Raw genomic sequence first — 22,210 nt, 5'->3', positions numbered from 1 at the left:
ACCTCAATTATCATCTGCCAGGGCAAGGCTTTGCGACTGACCGTAGCGGATCAGGGTCACATTGCGTTGCCGGGTGTCGTCGGAACTGGAATCGCCCATCGCCAGCGGGCTTTCGCCGCCGCTGATCAGGACAGGTCCATCGTCATTATCGAGCAGGCTGCGCAGGACAAGCGTGATCTCGCCGCGCGCGACGGCGAGCGAGACGGCCCGCGCCTGGTCGGGGGTGAGTTCGAGCGTCGCCGTTTCACCGACAACATTCTCCTCGCCCTCGCCATAGGTCTGGTCGATCGCGAGCACGCGGACATTCTCCACGATCGTACGGGCGACATAGGCGCGCGTCATGCCGCGTTGGCCCTGGGTTTCTTCCTCGAAGGCAACGATCACATCGACGCGGTCATTGGGCAGGATAAAGCCGCCGGCACCGCGTTCGGCGGAGATCGGGACCGCAGCGGCACGCATGCCGGGCGAAAGCACCGCGGCCATGAAGCCGGCATCGCCGGGCTGCACCAGACGGCGGCCGGTGATCGGTTCACCCTGGCCGATCGGGGCGCGAACCACCGAACCGGCAAAATCTTCAATGCCCTTGCCGCGATTTTCGAGGATATAGCCCGGGCTCATCGCCTCATCGGGCCAGGTTTGCCAATAAAAATCGGCGGCGCCGACTCGTTCGCCGGTATCGAGGTCGCGTCGCGCCGCGAGGATTCGGACGGCAGGACGCTCTTCCACCACCACCGCTGGCGCGGCTTCAGGGGTCGACATCGCTTGCCTGACAAAGAATGCCACGGCAATCGCAGCGACCGCTGCGGCGATAAGAATGGCGATACGGACCGCGTTCATTGGACGCCTCAAACCTCTCAGGCACACGAATTCAACCCTGATGAGACGTCCAATTCCTCAAAGCCGCGTTAATTCTCTGCTTACATTGCGCTCAATCCTGCGAATTTCCTGCAGGTTCAAAACTGGATTGCGAAGACCGTGGCCGGCAAACTCCAGTACGCCCCGCCGGCAATCGCGATGCCATAGGGCACCGGAGCAGCCGGTGCGAGGGCGCTTCCCTCCAGCCGTGACGGCGAAATTCCGGCCAGCGGCAGGACCTTGCGCAGGAGAATCAGCGCCAAAACCAAAACGCCGCCCACCAGGACCGTGTGAATCAGGAAAACCGCCACGCCCGGCCAGCCAAACCAGAAGGCGGTGGCTGCAAACAGTTTCGCGTCGCCGCCGCCCACCCAGCCCGGAGCGAACAGCGCCATGCCGAAAACCAGGGCCAGCAGGCCGGCGAGCAGGTGATTGCCCGCCTCGGCCCAGCCAAAACCGGCCAGCAGCGCACCGACCGGGAACAGCACGACAATCGCGAGGCTGAGCCAGTTGGGAATGGTGAAGCGGGTCGCATCGCTGAAAGCCGCATAGGCCAGCAATGCAATCAGGGCCAGGCTGGCGATTTGAAGAAACATGTGTCTACCCCGGTCTGCCGAAGCGCACACATTAGCGCGAGAGCATTAATGGCAGGTTGGCGCCAGACGTGTTCTGTTCAGTATAGAGTATAGCGCATAAAACAAAGGCCGCTCCTTTCGGAGCGGCCCTGCTTTACCCGATCGTCTGGGTTCCGGTTTAGATCGCCGCGGTAATCGCGTCGAAATTGCCGGAAAGTTCGGTGCCGAGCGCCGTGACAGCGCCGATGATGACGACAGCAATCAGAGCGGCGATGAGGCCGTACTCGATTGCAGTTGCACCAGATTCGTCTTTGAAAAAGCGAGAAATCATTTTCATTTTTGTTACTCCCGTTGAAGGTCCACACCACCAGGAGACGATCCGTCCCGACCCCTCCTGAACGCTGACCAATAAACACGAGAAGAATTTCCAGCCAGTAAATATTCGTACTTAACAAAAACTATATATCAGCGAAAGTTCGCTATAGTAAACAAAATGACAATAATCCGCCCTGCTCTATCGTTCGAACAATTGCATCCGCGTTTAGAAAAGATTCAGACGCGCGCGAGAGTATGCCCATACACGAACACCCGTGTGGACGGAGCGCCCCCATGATTCGCCGTATTGCATCCATCATGACTTTCGCCCTCGCCTGCAGCGCACCGGCGCTGGCCGAGGACATGGCGCTCGCGGTCGAGCACGCCCAGGTCGTTCGCCTGCCCGGCGATGCCTCCACGGTGATCGTTGGCAACCCATCCATCGCCGATGCGCTGGTGCATGATGGCCGCACGCTGGTCCTGACCGGCCGGCTGCAGGGGCGCACCAATATCATTGCGCTGGATCGTATCGGCCGGGTGATTTACGCCAGCGACGTCGTGGTCACCAATCCGGTTGCCGGCCAGGTGGCACTGTTCCGCGGCCCGGATCGCACGACCCTGTCCTGCGCCGAGACCTGTGATGAAATCCCGCGCGTCGGCGACAATTTCGCACGCGAACCCCTGCTCAGCGACCAGCAATCCGGCCGCCTCGCAACCGCCGAAGCGGCGATCGGTGATCCGTCCTGACCGCAGGCGGCCCAAGCCATCATCCTGTGGAGTTCCGGTCATGAGCTGCCCGCCCCCTTCGATATCCGGCCCTTCCCTGATCGGGTCCCTGCGCCGTCTGCTGTGCCGGACCGGCCGCGACCAGTCCGGCGCGACGGCGGTGGAATTTGCCATTATCGCGGCGCCCTTCTTCTTCCTGCTGTTCGCGATGATCGAGATCGCCAGCGTTTTCTTCACCAGCACGGTGCTTGAAAATGCCGTGCTGGAAACCGCACGCGAAATCCGCACCGGACAGGCCCAGGCCGCCGGCATGACCCGCAACCAGTTCCGCGATGAAATCTGTACCCGGATCGAGGTCGTCGGCAATTGCGACCGGCTCGAGTTCGACGTCCAGGTGTTCGAGGGTTTCAACACGGTCGACCAGACCAGCCCGGTCAATGCCGATGGCAGTCTCAATACCGGCAGTTTCGGCTGGGATCCGGGCGAGGCGGGCGACATTGTGCTGGTGCGCGTTTTCTATCGCTGGTCGCTGCTGACCCCGAATTTCGGCGGTGCCCTGTCCAATATGTCGGGCAATCAGCGCCTGCTGTCCGCCGCCAGCGTCTTCCGGAACGAGCCCTTCGATGATTAGAGCCCTCAAACGCGGTCTGAAACGGCTGGCCGGCGATCGCCGCGGCGCTTCCGCGGTCGAGTTCGCGCTGATCGCGCCCTTCATGATCCTGCTCTATCTCGGCGCCGTCGAGATCAGCCTTGCCCTGTCAATCGACCGCAAGATCACCAGCGCCGCCAGCGCCCTGGCGGATCTGGTCGCCCAGGACGATGTCATCACCGATGGCGAGATGGCCGATATCATGACCGCCGGCGGCGTCATCATCTCGCCCTTCGACACCGGACCGCTGCAGGTGCGCATTACCAGCGTATTGATGAACGGGTCTGACGAAGTGCGTGTGCAATGGAGCGATGCCATCGGCATGACGGCCTATGGCGAGGGCGGCAGCGCCCCGGTGCCCGCCGGCGTGCTGCAGCGCAATCGCTCGGTGATCATGGTCGAGGTCAATTACCAGTACCACACCATGTTCAGCGAACTTGGCGTCAGCCAGTTCGATATCAGCGAAGTTTTCTACCTGCGCCCGCGCCAGTCGATCGTCGTCTCGCGCGGTTAGTCCAGCAGCGCCAGCACGGCGTCGGGGACGGGTTGCGCCCGCCCCGCCGGCGCCCCGTCAATCGCGGTCACGGCGACCGCCCCCATCAGCGCATTGGTGACAAAAACGCTCTGCGCGTCCGCCAGGGCATCCGGGGTGAACCGGCCCTGCTCGACGTCCATCCCGGCCAGGATCGCGGCCCGCACCGTGCCCGGCAATACCGCACATTCCAGCGCCGGCGTGAAAAGCCGGCCGCCACGCACCCAGAACAGATTGGCGCAGTCGGTGCCCGAAAGATGGCCGTCAGTATCGAGCAGGAGCGCCATGCCGGCACCGGCGCGCACTGCCTCGCGCCGCGCCATGGCATTGTCGATATAGCTGAGTGTCTTGTGCCGCGCCGCGACACTGCCGGTCGAGCGACGTAGCGAGACGTTTGCCAGGCTGATCGAGGCCGGGGCCTCGGGCAGCGGCGCGGCGGTAATCAGGCAGGAGGGCTGACCCATGGCCGGCCGCGCGAGGCCGCGCTGGCCCGAGCCGGCGGTCAGTGTCAGGCGAATGGCCGCCTGGCGCAATCCGGCCCGCGCCGCCATCTCGCCGACAATCGCCGAAAGCGCGATCCGGTCGAGCGGGCAGGCCAGCTCCAGCGCGGCACAGCTGGCGCGCAATCTTTGCTCATGCGCCGCCTGGCGCAGCAAGCGCCCGCCGGAAAAGCGCAAGGTCTCGAACAGGCCGTCGCCGAGCAGCAGACCACGATCATCCGCCGGGCAGACCGCCGCCCCGTCCCCGAGCCATTCACCATCCAGCCAGACCGTCATGCCCGTCCCTCCACCGCCCGGCGCAGGGCCGAGGCCTTGGTCAGGGTTTCCTCATATTCGGCGAGCGGATCGGAATCGGCGACAATGCCGCCGCCCGACCGGATCGTCGCCCGCCACACATCGCCGTCGCGGCGCAGGGCAGCGGTGCGGATCATGACATTCAGGTCCATATCACCGGCCGCGGAAATCCAGCCCAGCGCGCCGCAATAGGGCCCGCGCGATTCGCCTTCGAGTTCCGCGATGATCTGCATCGCCCGCACTTTCGGCGCCCCCGTGATCGAGCCGGGCGGGAAGCTGGCGGCAACCAGGTCAAAAACATCGCGCCCGACAGCCAGCTCGCCCTCCACCACCGAAACCAGGTGATGCACATTGGCATAGCTCTCAATCCCGCACAGCGTCGGGACCTTGACCGAGCCGGGCGTGCAGACGCGCGAGATGTCATTGCGCATCAGATCGACAATCATCAGGTTTTCCGCCCGGTCCTTGGCGCTGGCGACCAGCTCGTCGGCCAGGGCCTGGTCCAGCCCCGGATCAGCGGAGCGGCGGCGCGTGCCCTTGATCGGACGCGCCTCGATACGGCCGGCGCGCACGGAGACGAAGCGTTCCGGCGAATTGGTCAGGATCACATGCTCGGCATCGAGACGGAAAAAGGCGGCATGCGGCGCCGGACTGGCCTGGCAGAGCCGCTGGAAGACGGCATAGGGCGCGTCGCCGCGACCCAGCCCGGCATCAAAGGCCTGCGAGAGATTGACCTGGAAGACATCGCCGGCATGGACATAGTCGCGCGCCTTGCGCGCCGCAGCGAGATAGCGCGCTTGCGACCAGCGCGGCGTCCAGCTGGCAGCGCCCGGCGCAGAAACGGGTCCCACCGCCGCGCCCGCACACAGGATTTCAGCCAGCGCGTCCACGCGCGCGCCGTCATGGCCGCGCACCGTCAGCGTCCCGGCGGCCTCGTCAAATTCGGCCCAGGCAGGATAGCGGGCGAAGGCCAGCGCCGGCCAGCGCGCCGCATCATGGGCGGGAAGCGTCTCGAAAGCGCCGGCCAGGTCATAGCCGAACAGGCCCGCCAGCATGCCCCCGGCGGCGGCGCTGCGGAAATCCGTCTGCAGCGCTTCAAACCCGGCCCGCGATCCATCGTCGAAGGTTTGTGTGGGACGCGCGAAAATCCGCGCCCGCCCATTGCGGCCATCATGCAGCAATAGCGCCCGGTCCTCACCGGCCAGCGGCGCGAAGGCCTGCAACGGGTCGCGCCAGGGCCGGACGATCTCGAGCAGGGGCAATGCAGCGGCCTGCGGCATCGGTGTCATCGCTGCAGCCAGCGCTCCCGCAGGGCCGCGCGTTCGGCATCGGTAATACCGAGCACATCGCGCAGATAGACATCGCGGTCACCGATCGTGGTCAGCGCCGTGCGCAGCAGGTCGGCCTCGACGCCGAGGAAGGCGCGCATCACCTCGTCTGACATCACCTTGCCGTAATCATCCTGCAGCCGCTTGCGCACCATCGGCACCAGTGTGTCGAAATCGACGGCCGCATTGGTCAGCAGATAATCCTCGACAATGGCCTCATGTTCAACGCCGAGCTCCTCGAGCACCAGGGCGCAGAAAATCCCGGTCCGGTCCTTGCCGGCGGCGCAATGCACCAGAAAACCGCTATCAGCCTCACCGGAAGCCAGCGCCCTGAAGCCCTCACGGAAGACGGACTGATTGCCCTTTTCGCGCGGAATACGGCGATAGGCGCTCTGCATATAGCCGCGCACGGCTTCGAGCGAATGATCGCCGGTGCGCAGGAATTTCAGGTGCGGCGGCTCACCATCATCATCGGCATCGGAGGAAATCACGCGCAGGGCGTGATCCTCGGGCCAGGCCGAGGGCTCGGCCTGACGCTCGCGCGGGCGGCGCAGATCGGCAATCACGGCAATGCCGAGCTCACGCACCAGATCCCGGTCGGCCTCGCTGGAGCGCGAGAAATGCCCCGAGCGATACAGGCCCTCACGCACCCGCGCGCCGTCGGCGGCTTCATAGCCATGGAAATGGCGAAAATTGTGAACGCCGTCGAGGGACTGGATCCGTGTCATGCCTTGGAGGTACGCAATCGCGGGCAGCGCGGCAAGGCCCGCCATCCACAATCTTGCGCCTTCAGCGCCTAGCGGAAGGGCGGCTCGTCGAAACTGCGCAGCTTGCGTGAATGCAGCGCCGCGCCGCGATCGCGCTTGAGGATCTCCACCGTCTCGATACCGGCGGCCAGGTGTTCGGACACCGAGCGCTGGTAGAAGAGATTGGCGGCGCCGGGCAGTTTCAACTCGCCGTGCAAGGGCTTGTCAGAGACGCAGAGCAAGGTGCCATAGGGCACGCGCAGGCGCAGGCCATTGGCGGCAATCGTCGCCGATTCCATATCGACGGCGATGGCGCGGGACTGATTGATGCGCCGCGCCTGGGCGGCATAGCGCAATTCCCAGTTCCGGTCGGCGAAAGTGGCGACAGTGCCGGTGCGCAGGCGCGCCTTGAGGGCCTCGCCCTTGTCGCCGCTGACCTGGGCGACGGCGCTTTCGAGCGCGATCTGGATCTCGGCAATCGGCGGCACGGGGACCTCGATCGGCAAATCCTCGTCGAGCACGCCATCATAGCGCAGATAGGCGTGGGCCAGGACATAATCGCCAAGCCGCTGGGAATGACGCAGCCCGCCGCAATGGCCGATCATCAGCCAGCACTGCGGACGCAGCACGGCGAGATGGTCGGTGATCGTCTTGGCGTTGGACGGGCCGACGCCGATATTGACCAGGGTGATGCCGCGGCCGCCCGGCGCTTTCAGGTGATAGGCCGGCATCTGGAACCGCCGCCAGGGCGCGCCCTCGACCAGGGCATGGGCATTGGAGGTATTGGCATCGACCTCGACAAAGCCGGCGGCGGAGAAGGACTGATAGTGATTATCCTCCTTCAACTGCCCGATCGCCCAGGCCGAGAAGGCGTCGACATAACGGTGATAATTGGTGAAGAGGATGAATTGCTGCGTGTCCTCATAGGGGGTGCCGGTATAGTGGCGCAGGCGCTGCAGCGAATAATCGACGCGCGGCGCGGCGAACAGGCTCAGCGGCCGCACCATGCCCGGCGCTGACGGACTCAGCCCGTTGGGCAGCTCGTCATTGACCTTGCTCAGATCGGCATAGGGGAAATGACTGACCAGCTCGGCCGGGCTCGCCGCATCCATGTCGAGATCATCGGCACCGTCGAGCACGTAAGAGAAGGGGATCTCGACAGCGGACATGCCGGTCTCGATCGTGATCTCATACTCGTCATCGAGCAGGGTCAGCTGTTCGACCAGATAGTCACGGAAGAGTTCGGGATGGGTGATCGTATTGGCGTAGACACCGGTATCGGTGAACTTGCCGAAGGCGCGGCTCACCGGCGGTGGCGGCCCGTCGGGCATATAGGTGACGCGCAATTCCGGATAGGCGAAAGCGCCTGCGGCACGGGCTTCGGGAGTGGGTGGAGGACCGCCATCGAGGAAGGCTTTCAGGGCGGTCTGGAGACGCTCAACGGAGGCCCGGTGCAGCACAATCAGCTGGTCCACGGCGTCGGAAGGCGTATTCGCGATTTTAAAAGGCATCATCGCCGGTCTCTTGCACGATTTTGCGGCAAGGGTAAACGCGAAACTCCCCGGCGCGTGCAGATCGCGGCAAAAGCAGGCGGAAGTCCAAACAGGCATTGGCCGCAAGTCGCCAAGCCTGTAAGGACCCGTGCACCCTGAAGGGGGTTGGAGATGACCATGGACAACGCGCAAGACTGGATCGTACTGAAATTCGGCGGCACCAGCGTCAAATCGCTGGCCGACTGGCGCGTGATTTCCAAACGCATCGAGGCCCTGCGCACCGAAGGCAAGCGCGTCTTCGTCGTCCATAGCGCCATTGCCGGCATTTCCAACCGGCTCGAAGCGCTGATCGCCGCCGCCATGGCTGGCGAGGGCGAAGACGAGCTCGCCGCGATCAAGGCGCAACATCTTGATCTCGCAGATGAACTCGATCTCGATGGCGAGAGCGTGCTGGCGCCCTTCCTGGCCGAGCTGGCGCGTTTGCGCGCCGGTCTGGCGCTGACCGGTGATGCCTCGCCGCGCCTGCGCGCCCGCATCATGGCCCAGGGCGAGCTGATGGCGACCAGCCTCGGCGCGGCCTGGCTCAACCGGCAGGGCCTGGCCTGCCACTGGCTCGATGCCCGCGATCTGCTGACCAGCCGCAGTGGCGGTGCCGTCAACGGCTATCTCGGCGCCGATTGCGATTACGCGGCCGACCCGGCGCTGCAGGACCGCCTCGCCGGCCCGGCCTTTGACATTGTCCTCACCCAGGGCTTCATCGCCCGGCGGCCCGATGGCGACACTGCCCTGCTCGGCCGCGGCGGCTCCGACACTTCAGCCGCCTATTTCGCCGCCAAACTGGAGGCGCGCCGGCTGGAGATCTGGACCGATGTGCCCGGCTTCTTCTCGGCCGATCCGCGCCTGACCGGTGCGGCGCGCCAGATCAAGGCGCTGAGCTATGACGAGGCCCAGGAGATCGCCTCGATGGGCGGCTCTGTCCTGCATCCGCGCGCCATTGCGCCGGTGCGCCAGGCCGGGATCGAGATGCAGGTCTTGTGCACGCATCGCCCGGAGATGAACGGCACCACGATCAGCGCCACCCCGTCGGAAGACGCCCCGCGTCTGAAGGCGGTCTCGGTGAAGTTCGGCGTTCGCCTGATCACGCTCGACAGTGATGGCATGTGGCATGCGGCCGGCTTTCTTGCGAAGGCCTTCGAGCCCTTTGCCCGCCATGGCGTCTCGATCGACCTGGTCTCGACCTCGCAGACCAGCGTCACCGTCTCGCTCGATGCCGACCCCTCGCTCACGCCGGCCGTGCTGGCCGCGCTGCAGGACGAGCTCTCAACCATTGCCCGCGTCGAGATGATCGAGCATTGCGCCGCCGTCTCGATGGTCGGGCGCGGCGTGCGCGCCCTGCTGGCCCAGCTCGGGCCGGCGATGGAGGCCTTTGCCCACTATCCCGTGCGCCTGATCAGCCAGGCGGCGAATGATCTCAATCTCACCGTCGTCGTCGACGAGGACCAGGGCAAGCCGCTCTGCCGCCGCCTGCATGACCAGCTGATCCAGCCCAAGCCGCTCGACCCGACCTTCGGCCCGAGCTGGCGCGAGATCGGTCAGAGCGATGCCGTCACCGCCGCCGCCGGTGCGGCCGCCTGGTGGCGCACCAGGCGCGACGCCCTGCTGGCGCTGTGCCCGGTGGATGCGCCGCTCTACGTCTATGACCTGGAAACCGCAAAGGCGCGCGCCGAAGCCGTCGCCGCGCTGCCGCATCTCGACCGCGGCTGGTATGCGATGAAGGCCAATGGCCATCCCGACGTGATCCGCACCGCGGTCGCGGCCGGGCTGGGCGTTGAATGCGTCTCGATCGGCGAAGTGCATGCGGCCATGGCGGCCGTGCCGGACCTGCCGATGGATCGCATCCTGTTCACGCCGAATTTCGCGCCGCGCGCCGAATATGCCGAGGCGATGGAGCTCGGCGTTCACCTCACGCTCGACGGGCTGCACCCGCTGCGCCACTGGCCGGAGATATTCGCCGGCGCTGAGATCACGCTGCGGATCAATCCCCAGCGCCCGGAAGGCCATCACAAACATGTCCGCACCGCCGGGCCCGACGCCAAATTCGGCCTGCACGCCGATGAATTGCCCGAGGGTATCGAGCTGGCGGCAAAGGCCGGCGCCAAAATCATCGGCCTGCACGTCCATTCCGGCAGCGGCATCAGCGATCCCGATCACTGGCGCCGGGTTGGCGTTTTCCTCGCCGAGACGGCGCGGGCCCTGCCCGATGTCCGCATTCTCGATCTCGGCGGCGGTCTCGGTGTCGACGAGGCCTCAGGCGCACGCCGCATCGATATGGAGGCCTTGGGCGCCGTGCTCACCGATCTGCACACCGCCTTCCCGCAATACCGGTTCTGGCTCGAGCCGGGCCGTTTCATCATCGCCGAGGCCGGCGTGCTGCTGGCCCGCGTCACCCAGCTGAAACAGACCCCGGATGCGCGCTTTGTCGGTATCAATGCCGGCATGAACAGCCTGATCCGCCCCGCCCTCTACGGCGCAAGACACGAGATCTTCAACCTGACCCGGCTCGACGATGCGCCGGCCTGGGTCGCCGATATCGTCGGCCCGATCTGCGAAACCGCCGACCGCATGGGCGCCCAGCGCCTGCTGCCGGAGACATTCGAGGATGATGTCTTCCTGATCGCCAATGGCGGCGCCTACGGCAGGGTGATGGCCTCGAGCTATAATATGAGGGAGCCGGCGGGAGAGGCTGTGATCTGAGGGGGGGCACTCCTTGTGTTCCATCCATAAACCCTTGTCATCCCTGACGAATGTCCCGCGAAAGCGGGACGCAGATCAGGGACCTACCCGTGCCTCCAGCTGGAGACACGGGTAGGTCCCCGCTCTGCGTCCGGCTCAAGGCCGGACGTCCGGCGGGGATGACAAGTGATTGGATGATTTAGAGATAGAGATCGTGCGGCGGATGCGACATGAGGGACGCCCCTACTCCTGCCGCTCCCACATCCGATACGTCTCAGGCACAATCACCGCCGGATCGACACCGCCCAGCTTCCAATAGAGGTCATCCCAATCGGGATTGGCTTTTTCGATCAGCGCAACTTTCCACGCGCGGCGCCAGCGTTTGATCCGGTTCTCCCGCGTAATCGCATTATTGACCAGCTCATGGCTTTCAAACCAGACCAGCTTGTCGACACCATAGCGCGTTGTGAAACCCAGCGCCTGTTTGGTCTTGTGCTCATAGACCCGTGCCAGAAGCCGGTTGGTTACGCCGCAGTAGAGCGTGCCATTACGCCGTGAGGCCAGAAGATAGACATCATACATGTTTGCAACTTTAACATGTGGCTCAATTGCTGTCATCCCCGGTGGGAGATAGAAATTTCCGCAGCAATACAACGCCTTGCCACGCCGCGCCGCCAACTTATCCCCGCCCGGGGCATCCGCCCGCATAATAGCCCCACGTTCCGCCCCGGACGGTGCACAGAAAAGGGCGGACGGGTGGCGCCGGGCCGGTCACGATCAGACCGCCCTCAATTGGCCGGAAGGCCGGGCTTCACCGGGTTGTGGACGGTCCCGAGGGACGAATGACCCCGCATACAAACGCATGACACCCGACGGATCGTCCGCAATGCCCCCAGACACATGGTTGCGTGCCTCGACATCACTGGTTCAAAATACAACCCGTTGTCATCCCTGACGGATGTCCCGCGAAAGCGGGACGCAGATCAGGGACCTACCCGCGAGACCAGCTGGAATAGCGGGTAGGTCCCCGCTCTGCGTCCGGCTCAAGGCCGGACGTCCGGCGGGGATGACAAGGGTTTGGGTTTTTGGGGAAGGCAAGGGTGGTTCAGCCCCCTATTCCGCCGGCTCAACCTTCTTCGACTTGGCCTGGTCGAACAGGGCCCAGACGCCGTCATCGCCGTGCCAGTCGCCCTTGGTGGCGCCCTTGGAATATTCCGTGGCGCGGGCCTCGAAGAAATTGGCGTGCTCGACGCCGTTGAGGATTTCGCTGAGCCAGGGCAGCGGGTGTTTCTCGATATTGTAGATCTTGGGCAGGCCGAGCTGGCCGAGGCGCCAGTCGGCGATATAGCGGATATAGGTCTTGATATCGGTCGGGGTCATGCCCTCGACCTCGCCCATTTCGAAGGCGAGCTCGATGAACTTGTCTTCCAGCGCCACAACGGTGCGGCAGCACTCGACGATATCATCCTTGACCGCCTGGCTCAGGGCGCCGGTTTCCTCGGCGAAGGCGTGGAACAGCTTGATCATGCCCTCGCAGTGCAGGCTCTCGTCGCGGATCGACCAGGTGACGATCTGGCCCATGCCCTTCATCTTGTTGAGGCGCGGGAAATTCATCAGCATCGCGAACGAGGCGAACAGCTGCAGACCCTCGGTGAAGGCACCGAACATGGCGACGGTGCGCAGGATGTCCTCATTGGTGTCGACGCCGAATTTCTGCATGAAATCATGCTTATCGGCCATCGCCTTGTAATCCATGAAGGCGGAGAACTCACTGTCGGGCATGCCGATCGTCTCGAGCAGGAGCGCATAGGCGGCGATATGGATCGTCTCCATATTGGAGAAGGCCGAAAGCATCATCTTCACTTCGACCGGTTTGAAGACGCGCGCATAGCGCTCCATGTAATTATCGTTCACCTCGATGTCGGACTGGGTGAAGAAGCGGAAGATCTGGGTCAGCAGATTGCGCTCATTGTCGTTGAGCTTGGTCGCCCAGTCCTTGCAGTCCTCACCGAGCGGAACTTCTTCCGGCATCCAGTGAACCTGCTGCTGCTTCTTCCAGAAATCATGCGCCCAGGGATAGCGAAAGGGCTTGTAGGCATGGCTCAGGGTCATCAGACCCGGGATTTCTTGGGAAGTTTCGGTCATCGCAGCGCACCTCAGGCAAATGGGAATCGGTTTCGACCCGACACACAACATATTGCGTCTGTGGTTAGCAAAACGTCTACAGCTAGATGCGGGCCGGACTCAGTTTGGCCGGGGAAAAGTGAGTCTACCAGCGCCAATTGACGGTGACGGCGCCGAATTGTTCGTTCTCGCGGAATTTGTCGACGCCGACGACATAGCGGTAATTGCGCTGGACATAGGCCAGCGAGAGATCGACCTCGCCAATGCGCACCGCGACGCCGGCCTGGGCGTCGCCGATCACTTCGCGATCGGTCATGTAGACGGCGCGATTGAAATCCATGCCCTGGGCCGGATCATACATCAGCGCCCGGCGGTCAGCGCCGGCGAACACATACCAGCCGGGATAATCATCGGCGAGATAGCGCCCGATCCGCACCTCGGCACCGGCCCCGGCAGCGGAGCCCTCCGGTCCGACACTGACGGCGGCGCGCGGCGTCACCGAAACGTCGAGCTGTTCGCCCTCACCGGGCGAGACGAAGGCGCGTTCGTAATTGACCGCCACCACCGTGCGTTCGGCGGACGGGTCGACCACCACCGGCGAATGCTCGCCCTCCCCGGGGCGCACAATGCCGAAACTGGCGTCACGCGCGCTCTCGTCGAGCACGGCGATCTTGATCGTGCCGGCCGATCCCATATCGAACCGGGCCGCCGGCTCCATGGTCATGGCGGCAAAGGCGTCACGGTCGGCCTGGCCGGAACTGAGCGACAGGGCCGTCAGCGCCACGCGCGCGGCCGAGGGCGAAAGCGGCTGCACTGCGGGCTCGACCGCGAACTGGCCCTGGATCATCTGGCTCGTCGAGGCCCATTCGGACCGCGCCGCACCGGGAGCGGTCAGCACATAGCTGGTCCCGGCGAGGGCAATAACGCCCGCGCAAAGCAATTGTGATGTTCGTCCCAGTCGCATCGCACTCTCCCCAGAAGCGATACAAGCAATTCCACAGTGCCCCTGCACCTGGATTCGCCCTCAAGGAGAGTGAGGTTAACGGGCTTCGCGGCGCCACGTCCAGTCAAATACAATGTTTGCGAGCTGTTTTCTCGTGCGCACGACACGGGTTGCACGGCACGCCGCGCATGAAAACGCCGGCATCCCTGGGGGGAAACCGGCGCTTTCCAATCTGTTGCGAAGCCAGACCTATTGGCAGGCGAGGCATTCCTCATAGTCGGTCGGTGCGGCGGCGGCGAGCGAGGCCTCGACGTCCGACTTGGCGCTGGAACCGGCATAGGCGGTGCGCTGCACCGATTTGGAGCGGCAGTAATACAGCGATTTCACGCCGCGCTCCCACGCCGTCCAGTGCAGCATGTGCAGATCCCACTTATCGATGTCGCCCGGCAGGAAGACATTGAGCGATTGCGACTGGCACACGAAGGGCGTGCGGTCAGCGGCATGTTCGATCACCCAGCGCTGGTCGATCTCGAAGGCGGTGCGGAACAGCGCCTTCTCGTGCTCGTCGAGGGCGTCGATATGCTGCACCGAGCCTTCATGCTCCAGGATGGAGGACCAGGTTTCCGGCTCGTTGAGCCCCTTTTCCTCGAGCAGGGCTTCAAGCTGCGGGTTCTTGACCGTGGTCGAACCGGACAGGGTCTTGTGGGTATAGACATTGGCCGGGATCGGCTCGATGCCGGCGGAGACGCCGCCACAGATGATCGAGATCGAAGCCGTCGGTGCGATCGCCAGCTTGTGCGAGAAGCGCGCCTTGACGCCATTTTCCTCGGCGTCGAGGCAGGCACCGCGCTCTTCGGCCAGCACCACGGAAGCCGCATCGGCATGGGTGCGGATATGCTTGAACATTTTCATGTTCCAGGATTTCGCCATCGCCGATTCAAACGGGGCATTCATCTGCTGCAGGAAGGTGTGAAAACCCATCAGCCCCAGCCCGACCGAACGCTCGCAGATCGCCGAATAGACGGCACGGTCCATCTCCGGCGGCGCGCGATCGATGAAGTCCTGCAGCACATTGTCGAGGAAGCGGAAAATGTCCTCGATGAAGGTCGGATCATCCTTCCACTCGAGGTATTTCGTCGCATTGAGCGAGGACAGGCAGCAAACGGCGGTGCGGTCCTTGCCCTTGTGGTCGAAACCGGTCGGCAACATGATTTCCGAGCACAGGTTCGACTGACGCACCTTGAGGCCGAGCTTGCGCTGGTGGGCCGGCAGATTGTCATTCACCGTGTCGGAGAAAATGATGTAGGGCTCGCCGGTCTGCAGACGCAGCTCGATCACCTTCTGCCACAGCTTGCGGGCATTGACGGTTTTGACGACCTCCTTGCTCTTTGGAGAGAGCAGCTCGAATTCGGTATCGTCACGCACCGCTTCCATGAAGGCATCGGTGATGTTGAGGCCGTGGTGGAGATTGAGCGATTTGCGATTGAAATCGCCGGATGCCTTGCGGATTTCGAGGAATTCCTCGATTTCCGGATGGTGGATGTCGAGATAGACGGCGGCCGAGCCGCGGCGCAGCGAGCCCTGGGAAATCGCCAGGGTCAGGCTGTCCATCACGCGGATGAAGGGAATGATGCCGGAGGTCTGGCCGTTGACGCCGATCTTCTCGCCGATCGAGCGCACATCGCCCCAATAGGTGCCGATGCCGCCGCCATTGGAGGCGAGCCAGACATTCTCCGTCCACGTCCCGACAATATCGTCGAGCGAATCGCCGACGGAATTGAGGAAACAGGAAATCGGCAGGCCGCGATCGGCGCCGCCATTGGAGAGCACCGGGGTCGCCGGCATGAACCAGAGATTCGAGATGTAATCATACAGGCGCTGGGCATGCTCGGCGTCATCGGCATAGGCCGTGGCGACGCGGGCAAACATGTCCTGGTAGCTCTCGCCCGGCAGCAGATAGCGGTCTTCCAGCGTGCGCTTGCCGAACTCGGTCAGCAGGGCATCGCGGCTGCGGTCGATGCGGATCGATTCCACCACGCGAAGATGCGCTGCCGTATTGTTTTTCGGCTGCCCGCGACGGGGTGTACGGACGATGTCCGCGCCGCTGTCTAGCTTGCGGCTGGTGGCCGAATCCGGTGGCGTCATGATGGTCATGCTCCTCAACTCCGAGACAATTCTTCCCTGCGGTGCGCGAAAATCGATTCGCGTACCCGGCAGGCCTGAATGGCCGGAAAATCCTGTATAGTGTGCCGCCGTCTCCAGCTGACCCAACATATAGTGGATCAACCTTTGCCCCGCGGTCAACGGGGCAAACCGGTCGAAAGCGGTTTTTTTAGTTAATGACCGATTAATGACCGGGGCAAGCGGGCACACCCGGTTAATCCCCCGGATACCGGTCATAAACAATTCCTAAGGCCGCTTAAGACCTGTTTACGAAAGGTTGAGCAATTCCGGGTCGCCGCCCTGCGCCGCGATATTCACGGTGACGCAACGCTCACCCGCAAAACGGTGCAGATAATGCGGCCCGCCGGCCTTTGGCCCCGTGCCTGACAAGCCCTCGCCGCCGAAGGGCTGAACCCCGACAACGGCCCCGGTCATCGAGCGATTCACATAGACATTGCCCGCCGGCACCGCCGACTGAATTTGCCTGTGGAAACTCTCGAGCCGCGAGTGAATGCCCAGCGTCAGACCATAGCCCTTCTCGGCCAGCGCGGCGGCCATGTCGTGCAACTCGTGCCGCTTGTACCGGATCACGTGCAGAATCGGACCGAACACTTCGCGTTCCAGCAGATCGAGCGAGGGCAGCTCCACCAGGGCCGGGCCGAAATAACAGCCGGTCTCGCCCCAATCGCCCGGGTCGAGATGGCGGATGACCTCGCCCTGGGCCTCCATGCGGTCCATGTGCGTGAACAGGATCTCGCGCGCCTCACCATCGATCACCGGCCCGATATCGGTGGCCGGATCGGCCGGGTCACCAATGGCGAGCTCATCCATGGCGCCGGCGATCGCGGTGATCGTCGCATCGGCGATATCCTCGGGCACCAGGATGATACGCAGGGCCGAACAGCGTTGCCCCGCCGACCCGAAGGCCGACAGCACCGCATCATCGACGACCTGCTCGCGCAGCGCCGTGGTGTCGACGAACATGGCATTGAGCCCGCCGGTTTCGGCGATCAGGGGCGCGATGGCGCAGTCGCGGGCCGCCAGCGAACGGTTGATCATGCGCGCAACATCGGTCGAGCCGGTAAAGGCGACGCCGGCGGTGCGCGGATCATAGGTCAGCGCCGCGCCGACACTCTCGCCGCGGCCGGGCAATATGCTCAGCACATCGACCGGCAGTCCGGCCCGGAAGAAGAGCCGCGCCGCTTCGCAGGCGATCAGCGGCGTCTGTTCCGCCGGTTTGGCAATCACCGCATTGCCGGCCGCGAGCGCGGCGGCCACCTGGCCGGTGAAGATCGCCAGCGGGAAATTCCACGGGCTGATGCAGACAAACACCCCGCGCCCCTTGAGCCCGAGATGATTGGTCTCGCCGGCCGGTCCGGGCAGGCGCACGGGCGCCGCAAACTCGCGTTCGGCCTGGGCGGCGTAATAGCGGCAGAAATCGGCCGCCTCGCGCACTTCGGCGACACCATCGGCGAGGGTCTTGCCGGCCTCGCGCGCCATCAGTGCCAGGAAACGGTCGGCATCGGCCTCGAGCGCATCGGCCATGGCGCGCAGGATGGCGCCGCGGGCCTCGCCGCCGCGCGCGTCCCAGATCCGCTGGGCCGCCACCGCCAGTTCGAACGCGGCATCGACATCCTCCGTCGTCGCCTCGAGCACGGTGCCGACAATGCGCGAGCGCTCGACCGGGCTGGTGACCGGCAATTCCTGTCCGGCCCGGGCCGCACCACCGAGCCGGTCGATCCCGCCGACCAGCGGGGCCGCGACGATCGGTCCGGCGGCATCGAGCGCCTCGACAGCCTTGTCGAGGCGTTGGCGCACGCTGGCCTGGGACAGGTCGATCCCGGCTGAATTGGGGCGCTCGTCGCCATACAGCGCCATCGGCGTCGCAATAGACGGATGACGCGCGATCCTGTCGGTCACCTCGAAGGGACCGCGCGCGACATCCTCGGCCGGCACGTCCGGGTCGAGGAAGGAATGCACGAAGGAGGTGTTGGCACCATTCTCGAGCAGGCGGCGGACAAGATAGGGCAAGAGGTCTTCATGGCTGCCCACCGGGGCATAGACCCGCACCGGCGCATCGCCATAGGCCTCGTGTGCGGCGGAATAGAGCGCTTCGCCCATCCCGTGCAGGCGCTGGAATTCATAGCTCTCGACCCCGGCCTGTTCGGCCAGGTCGCGCACCGCACACAGCGAATGCGCATTATGGGTCGCGAACTGGCCATAGATCGCGTCGGGCGCCGCCAGCATGGCGCGGGCGCAGCCGAGGAAGTTGAGATCGGTCGCCGGCTTGGTGGTCCAGACCGGGAAGTCCGGCCAGCCCATCTGGTGCGCCAGCTTGATCTCGGTATCCCAATAGGCGCCCTTGACCAGGCGCACGAGCAAGCGGCGATTGGTCGCCCGGCCCAGCGCGATCAGGCGCTCGATCACCATCGGCGCGCGCTTCTGATAGGCTTGCACCGCGAGGCCGAGACCATTCCAGCCCTCCAGCTCGGGTTCGCGGGCGAGGCGGTCGAACAATTGCAGCGACAACACCAGGCGGTCGCTCTCCTCGGCGTCGAAACACAGGCTGATATCATGGGCCTTGGCTGCGCGGGCCTGTTCGAGCAGGAGCGGATAGACCTCCGCCATCACCCGCTCGTGCTTGACCGCGTGCAGGCGCGGGTGCAGGGCGGAAATCTTGACCGAAACCCCATGCACCTGTTCCACGGGTCCGGTGCCTCGCGCCGCGCCGACCACGGCGATCGCGTCGAGATAGCGTTTTTGATAACGCGCCGCGTCAGCCGCCGTGCGGGCGCCCTCGCCGAGCATGTCAAAGGAGCACAGCGCCGCGCCACCCTTGCGGCCGCGCTTGAGCGCTTCCTTGATGGTGCGGCCGAGCACGAATTGCTCGCCCATGATCCGCATCGCCTGCATCACCGCGGCGCGAATCACCGGCTCGCCGAGCTTCTGCGTCATCTTGCGCAGATAGAGCGAGGGATTCTTGCGCGCCTCCGGGTCGATCTCGACCACGCCGCCGGTCAGCATCAGGCCCAGGGTCGAAGCATTGACGAGCCAGTTTTCCGACTTGCCGGCATGGCCGCCCCAGTCGCCACCGGAAATCTTCTCGGCGATCAGGCGGTCAGCGGTCTCGGCGTCGGGCACGCGCAACAGCGCCTCGGCCAGGCACATCAGGGCCAGCCCTTCGCGGTTGGAGAGGCCGAATTCCTGCAGGAAGGACTCCATCAGACCGCGATTGCGACTTGAGGCGCGCGCGCGCTCGACCAGTTTGATCGCGGCGGTGCGGATACGCCCCTGGGCCTCGGCATCCAGGCCGGTCCGGTCAGCGAGATGGCTGACGGCCTCGTTCTCATCGGCGAATTTCGCCGTATCGAGGCTGTCCCAGTTTATGCTGTCGCGAGGCGTCATAGTCACAGCGGGCTCTCCTTTGCCAACCGGCCGGCATGGCCTGTCAGGGAATATTCCGGACAATGATGCCGGCTTTCCGGCGCGGCAAGTCCACTGAGCTGTTTGCCCGCCAGCGCCGGTATCCGGGCGAAATCACCCGTTTCGAGCAAGCCGGCCCGGCAGGAGGGAAACTTGCGCGGGATGCGGGATTTTGCCCGGGGCAGTGATGAAACTTTCACGGCAAACCGGTGCCGGGCAAGATACTTCACCTTGACCCTCACTGCTTTTCCAGCCCAATTCCCCCGGTGCCGGCTTGCCGGTGCGCGGCGGCGAACCGGCCTGGCCCGGGCCAACCGCTTTCGCCGCTTCAATGCCCGCGATTGCCCGCTATGCTGGGCCAGAGACAGGACGTGCCTGCCAGAGCCTGGCGCCGCCCGTAGCAAGAAGGCCGACAGATAAACGCGATGACCGAACAAACCGAACACGACGACACCGATGAGGCCCTCCCCGTCACCACAGACGGGACGGACGACAGCGAGAATGGTGGTGATGACCGCCCGCAGCGCATCATGCTGGTGACCGACGCCTGGGAGCCGCAAATGAACGGGGTCGTGCGCACCCTCTCGCGCACCGTCGCGGAATGCCGCGCCATGGGCCATGAGGTCGAAGTGATCCATCCCGGGCTCGGCTACAAGACGATGCCGCTGCCAACCTATCCGGAAATCCAGCTCGCCTTCGGCGCCCGCAAGGACATCGCCCGGCGCTTCAAGGAATTCGAACCGGAAGCGATCCATATCGCAACGGAAGGCCCGCTCGGCATGGCAGCGCGCGCCATCTGTGTGAAGTGGAAACTGCCCTTCACCACCAGCTACCACACCAAATTCCCCGAATATGTCCACGCCCGCTTCCCGCTGATCCCGGTCGCGGCCGGCTATGCCTTCATGCGCTGGTTCCATAATGCCGGTGGCCGCATGATGGTGACCACGCCGTCCATGCGCGACGATCTCGCCGCGCGCGGCTTCAAGAATCTCACCCCCTGGGCGCGCGGCGTCGACACGGTGCAGTTCAATCCGGACAAGCGCCTCGTCGATGGCAAGGATGTCTATGAGGGGCTGGCGCGCCCGATCTGGGTCAATGTCGGACGCATCGCGGTCGAGAAGAATATCGAGGGCTTCCTCGAGCTCGACCTGCCGGGCACCAAGGTCGTCGTCGGCGATGGCCCGCAAAAGGAAATGCTGGCCGAGAAATATCCCGACACCGTCTTTCCCGGATCGAAATTCGGCGATGAGCTGGCGCGCTATTTCGCCGATGCCGATGTCTTCGTCTTCCCGAGCTGGACCGACACTTTCGGCCTCGTCAATCTGGAAGCCATGGCCTGCGGCACACCGGTCGCGGCCTTCCCGGCCCACGGCCCCAAGGACATCATTCCCGGTTCCGGCGGCGGTTTCATCAATGAGGATCTGCGCCAGGCCTGTCTCGACTGCCTCGAGATCGACCGCGCCGCACCGCGCGCCCATGCCGAGAAGCATTCCTGGCACCAATGCGCGATCGATTTCATCATCAATCTCAAACCCCAGCCCAAGCCGGAACGGCGCCGCTTCTGGCAACGCCTGCGCCGCCGGCGGGTCGAGGACTGAAGCATTTTCAGCAAAAGTGGGAACCGGTTTTGCGGTTCGAAAATGCGACCACCAAGAGTTCACAGATACAAAAAACGCCGCCCCTCGGGGCGGCGTTTTCCGTTTCAGTCCGCGAAAGCGCTTATTCCGGCGCCTGGGTCATGGCGGTCAGCGAACGGGCCGCTTCACCCATCGCTTCACGCTCGCCATCGGGCAGCGGGATCAGGCCACGATCGGTGAGATAGCCATATTCGCCCCAGGCATCGTCGGAGGTGAATTCGGCGACATACTCGGCCAGGCCCGGCACGAGATCGGCGTGCTGGTTCTTCACATAGAAGTAGAGCGAGCGCGAGATCGGGTAGGTGCCATCGGCGATGTCCTCGAATTCAGGCGTCATGCCATTGACGATGGCGCCATGCAGACGATCCGAATTCTGGTCAAGGAAGGAGAAACCGAACACGCCGAAGGCGTCGGGCGTATTGGTCAGGGTCTGGACGATGGCGTTGTCATTCTCGCCGGCATCAACCCAGCTGCCATCCTCGCGGATACGGCTGGCAATGCCCTCGAAGCGATCGCCATCGCTGTCCTTCAGCTCGGCCATGCAGGCGATGCCCTCGGCGCCGCCCTGCATTGCCAGTTCGACGAAGGCATCACGTGTGCCTGACGTTGGCGGCGGTCCGAAGACCTCGATGCGCTGGCCCGGCAGCGACGGATCGATATCCGACCAGCGGCTGTAGGGATTGGCGACAAAGCTGGAACAGCTCTCGTCGGCCGGCACTTCGGCCGCCAGGGCGAGCCAGAGCTGGGTCAGGGTGATTTCCATCGGCGGATTGCCGTGGTCGGCGGCGCCGAGCACGATGCCGTCAAAACCGATCCGCACCTCGGTGATCTCGCGCACGCCATTATTCTGGCAGCGCGCGTATTCGGAGGCGTGCATGCGGCGCGAGGAGTTGGTGATGTCCGGCTGGTCAAGGCCGACACCGGCGCAGAACAGGCGAAAACCGCCGCCCGAACCGGTCGATTCGACAACCGGCGTCGAAAAACGCGTCTTGGCGCCGAAGGATTCGGCAACGGCGGTCGAGAACGGGAAAACCGTCGAGGAACCGACAATGCGAATCTGGTCGCGTTGCTGGGCCTGCGCCCCGGCGCCGAGCGCCAGGATGGCGGCGATGGCCGCGATGGGGGTGGAAAGTTTCATGCGTCTGTTTCCCTTTTCACTCAGAGAAGATGGTGC

18 protein-coding genes are annotated in these 22,210 nt (G+C 64.3%); 5 read left to right on the top strand and 13 right to left on the bottom strand.

Annotated features, from left to right (window positions below; genetic code table 11):
• Positions 1–3: 3 nt before the first annotated feature.
• From cpaB to ACN0YL_RS12570, 3 genes are all read right to left on the bottom strand, one after another.
• Positions 4–837 carry a Flp pilus assembly protein CpaB gene (gene cpaB / locus ACN0YL_RS12580; protein ID WP_417498222.1) on the bottom strand — a complete coding sequence of 278 codons (834 nt, stop codon included), beginning with the start codon at positions 835–837 and terminating at the stop codon, positions 4–6.
• Between the two features lie 116 nt (positions 838–953).
• Complete coding sequence (locus ACN0YL_RS12575) at positions 954–1,451, bottom strand: A24 family peptidase (protein ID WP_417498221.1); 498 nt, start codon at positions 1,449–1,451, stop codon at positions 954–956.
• A 157-nt stretch (positions 1,452–1,608) separates the two neighbouring features.
• Positions 1,609–1,767, bottom strand: coding sequence for a Flp family type IVb pilin (locus ACN0YL_RS12570; protein WP_075188689.1), 159 nt, complete (start codon positions 1,765–1,767; stop codon positions 1,609–1,611).
• A 296-nt stretch (positions 1,768–2,063) separates the two neighbouring features.
• Between ACN0YL_RS12570 and ACN0YL_RS12565 the strand changes: the two genes are divergently transcribed.
• The 3 genes from ACN0YL_RS12565 to ACN0YL_RS12555 are packed head-to-tail and all read left to right on the top strand — an operon-like array spanning position 2,064 to position 3,634.
• Positions 2,064–2,492 carry a pilus assembly protein N-terminal domain-containing protein gene (locus ACN0YL_RS12565; RefSeq protein WP_417490961.1) on the top strand — a complete coding sequence of 143 codons (429 nt, stop codon included), beginning with the start codon at positions 2,064–2,066 and terminating at the stop codon, positions 2,490–2,492.
• 40 nt (positions 2,493–2,532) lie between these two features.
• Positions 2,533–3,102: a TadE/TadG family type IV pilus assembly protein gene (locus tag ACN0YL_RS12560; RefSeq protein ID WP_417490960.1), complete on the top strand. Its 570-nt coding sequence runs from the start codon at positions 2,533–2,535 to the stop codon at positions 3,100–3,102.
• Complete coding sequence (locus tag ACN0YL_RS12555) at positions 3,095–3,634, top strand: TadE/TadG family type IV pilus assembly protein (RefSeq protein ID WP_417468525.1); 540 nt, start codon at positions 3,095–3,097, stop codon at positions 3,632–3,634. The genes ACN0YL_RS12560 and ACN0YL_RS12555 overlap by 8 nt, the downstream gene beginning before the upstream one ends.
• Here ACN0YL_RS12555 and ACN0YL_RS12550 read toward each other — a convergent pair.
• The 4 genes from ACN0YL_RS12550 to ACN0YL_RS12535 all read right to left on the bottom strand — a co-directional run bounded on the left by ACN0YL_RS12550 (position 3,631) and on the right by ACN0YL_RS12535 (position 8,034).
• Positions 3,631–4,428, bottom strand: a complete 798-nt coding sequence (locus ACN0YL_RS12550; protein WP_417490959.1) for an aminotransferase class IV — start codon at positions 4,426–4,428, stop codon at positions 3,631–3,633. The two genes, ACN0YL_RS12555 and ACN0YL_RS12550, sit on opposite strands and share 4 nt — an antisense overlap.
• On the bottom strand, positions 4,425–5,735 hold the full coding sequence (locus ACN0YL_RS12545) for an anthranilate synthase component I family protein (RefSeq protein ID WP_417498220.1): 1,311 nt from the start codon (positions 5,733–5,735) through the stop codon (positions 4,425–4,427). Before ACN0YL_RS12545 ends, ACN0YL_RS12550 begins: the two co-directional genes overlap by 4 nt.
• Positions 5,732–6,502, bottom strand: coding sequence for a tyrosine-protein phosphatase (locus ACN0YL_RS12540; protein WP_417498219.1), 771 nt, complete (start codon positions 6,500–6,502; stop codon positions 5,732–5,734). Before ACN0YL_RS12540 ends, ACN0YL_RS12545 begins: the two co-directional genes overlap by 4 nt.
• Before the next feature lie 68 nt (positions 6,503–6,570).
• The gene (locus tag ACN0YL_RS12535) at positions 6,571–8,034 is read right to left on the bottom strand and encodes an AMP nucleosidase (RefSeq protein ID WP_417498218.1); all 1,464 of its coding nucleotides are present in this window, start codon (positions 8,032–8,034) and stop codon (positions 6,571–6,573) included.
• A 156-nt stretch (positions 8,035–8,190) separates the two neighbouring features.
• On the opposite strand from ACN0YL_RS12535, the gene ACN0YL_RS12530 reads away from it, so the two are divergent.
• Positions 8,191–10,767: a bifunctional aspartate kinase/diaminopimelate decarboxylase gene (locus tag ACN0YL_RS12530; RefSeq protein ID WP_417498217.1), complete on the top strand. Its 2,577-nt coding sequence runs from the start codon at positions 8,191–8,193 to the stop codon at positions 10,765–10,767.
• A gap of 222 nt (positions 10,768–10,989) precedes the next feature.
• On the opposite strand, the gene ACN0YL_RS12525 is transcribed toward ACN0YL_RS12530, so the two are convergent.
• From ACN0YL_RS12525 to putA, 5 genes are all read right to left on the bottom strand, one after another.
• Positions 10,990–11,328, bottom strand: coding sequence for a GIY-YIG nuclease family protein (locus ACN0YL_RS12525; RefSeq protein ID WP_417498216.1), 339 nt, complete (start codon positions 11,326–11,328; stop codon positions 10,990–10,992).
• A 531-nt stretch (positions 11,329–11,859) separates the two neighbouring features.
• Entirely contained in the window at positions 11,860–12,891 is a 1,032-nt protein-coding gene (locus tag ACN0YL_RS12520; protein ID WP_417498215.1) for a ribonucleotide-diphosphate reductase subunit beta, read from the bottom strand.
• Between the two features lie 124 nt (positions 12,892–13,015).
• On the bottom strand, positions 13,016–13,834 hold the full coding sequence (locus ACN0YL_RS12515) for a lipid A-modifier LpxR family protein (protein WP_417498214.1): 819 nt from the start codon (positions 13,832–13,834) through the stop codon (positions 13,016–13,018).
• Between the two features lie 228 nt (positions 13,835–14,062).
• Positions 14,063–15,958, bottom strand: coding sequence for a ribonucleoside-diphosphate reductase subunit alpha (locus tag ACN0YL_RS12510; protein ID WP_417498265.1), 1,896 nt, complete (start codon positions 15,956–15,958; stop codon positions 14,063–14,065).
• Between the two features lie 285 nt (positions 15,959–16,243).
• Positions 16,244–19,381 carry a bifunctional proline dehydrogenase/L-glutamate gamma-semialdehyde dehydrogenase PutA gene (gene putA / locus ACN0YL_RS12505; protein ID WP_417498264.1) on the bottom strand — a complete coding sequence of 1,046 codons (3,138 nt, stop codon included), beginning with the start codon at positions 19,379–19,381 and terminating at the stop codon, positions 16,244–16,246.
• 548 nt (positions 19,382–19,929) lie between these two features.
• Between putA and ACN0YL_RS12500 the strand changes: the two genes are divergently transcribed.
• Positions 19,930–20,997 (top strand): glycosyltransferase family 4 protein, encoded by a 1,068-nt coding sequence (locus ACN0YL_RS12500; protein WP_417491109.1) that lies wholly within the window; start codon positions 19,930–19,932, stop codon positions 20,995–20,997.
• A gap of 121 nt (positions 20,998–21,118) precedes the next feature.
• On the opposite strand, the gene ACN0YL_RS12495 is transcribed toward ACN0YL_RS12500, so the two are convergent.
• Positions 21,119–22,174, bottom strand: coding sequence for a substrate-binding domain-containing protein (locus ACN0YL_RS12495; RefSeq protein ID WP_417498213.1), 1,056 nt, complete (start codon positions 22,172–22,174; stop codon positions 21,119–21,121).
• Between the last annotated feature and the right edge of the window lie 36 nt (positions 22,175–22,210).

This window comes from Maricaulis sp. (genome assembly GCF_048269565.1).
Lineage (GTDB): Bacteria > Pseudomonadota > Alphaproteobacteria > Caulobacterales > Maricaulaceae > Maricaulis.
The sequence above is the reverse complement of the archived record's forward strand: the minus strand, read 5'-3'. Positions and strand labels throughout refer to the sequence as shown.

What these genes read in the sequence shown, in the direction of transcription:
- ACN0YL_RS12525 (WP_417498216.1), bottom strand. Translation starts at nt 11,328, where the DNA reads ATGTATGATGTCTATCTTCTGGCCTCACGGCGTAATGGCACGCTCTAC.
- ACN0YL_RS12500 (WP_417491109.1), top strand. Translation starts at nt 19,930, where the DNA reads ATGCTGGTGACCGACGCCTGGGAGCCGCAAATGAACGGGGTCGTGCGC.
- ACN0YL_RS12535 (WP_417498218.1), bottom strand. Translation starts at nt 8,034, where the DNA reads ATGATGCCTTTTAAAATCGCGAATACGCCTTCCGACGCCGTGGACCAG.
- putA (WP_417498264.1), bottom strand. Translation starts at nt 19,381, where the DNA reads ATGACGCCTCGCGACAGCATAAACTGGGACAGCCTCGATACGGCGAAA.
- ACN0YL_RS12540 (WP_417498219.1), bottom strand. Translation starts at nt 6,502, where the DNA reads ATGACACGGATCCAGTCCCTCGACGGCGTTCACAATTTTCGCCATTTC.
- ACN0YL_RS12550 (WP_417490959.1), bottom strand. Translation starts at nt 4,428, where the DNA reads ATGACGGTCTGGCTGGATGGTGAATGGCTCGGGGACGGGGCGGCGGTC.
- ACN0YL_RS12545 (WP_417498220.1), bottom strand. Translation starts at nt 5,735, where the DNA reads ATGACACCGATGCCGCAGGCCGCTGCATTGCCCCTGCTCGAGATCGTC.
- ACN0YL_RS12565 (WP_417490961.1), top strand. Translation starts at nt 2,064, where the DNA reads ATGACTTTCGCCCTCGCCTGCAGCGCACCGGCGCTGGCCGAGGACATG.
- ACN0YL_RS12530 (WP_417498217.1), top strand. Translation starts at nt 8,191, where the DNA reads ATGGACAACGCGCAAGACTGGATCGTACTGAAATTCGGCGGCACCAGC.
- ACN0YL_RS12555 (WP_417468525.1), top strand. Translation starts at nt 3,095, where the DNA reads ATGATTAGAGCCCTCAAACGCGGTCTGAAACGGCTGGCCGGCGATCGC.
- ACN0YL_RS12560 (WP_417490960.1), top strand. Translation starts at nt 2,533, where the DNA reads ATGAGCTGCCCGCCCCCTTCGATATCCGGCCCTTCCCTGATCGGGTCC.
- ACN0YL_RS12495 (WP_417498213.1), bottom strand. Translation starts at nt 22,174, where the DNA reads ATGAAACTTTCCACCCCCATCGCGGCCATCGCCGCCATCCTGGCGCTC.
- ACN0YL_RS12510 (WP_417498265.1), bottom strand. Translation starts at nt 15,958, where the DNA reads ATGACGCCACCGGATTCGGCCACCAGCCGCAAGCTAGACAGCGGCGCG.
- ACN0YL_RS12575 (WP_417498221.1), bottom strand. Translation starts at nt 1,451, where the DNA reads ATGTTTCTTCAAATCGCCAGCCTGGCCCTGATTGCATTGCTGGCCTAT.
- cpaB (WP_417498222.1), bottom strand. Translation starts at nt 837, where the DNA reads ATGAACGCGGTCCGTATCGCCATTCTTATCGCCGCAGCGGTCGCTGCG.
- ACN0YL_RS12570 (WP_075188689.1), bottom strand. Translation starts at nt 1,767, where the DNA reads ATGAAAATGATTTCTCGCTTTTTCAAAGACGAATCTGGTGCAACTGCA.
- ACN0YL_RS12520 (WP_417498215.1), bottom strand. Translation starts at nt 12,891, where the DNA reads ATGACCGAAACTTCCCAAGAAATCCCGGGTCTGATGACCCTGAGCCAT.
- ACN0YL_RS12515 (WP_417498214.1), bottom strand. Translation starts at nt 13,834, where the DNA reads ATGCGACTGGGACGAACATCACAATTGCTTTGCGCGGGCGTTATTGCC.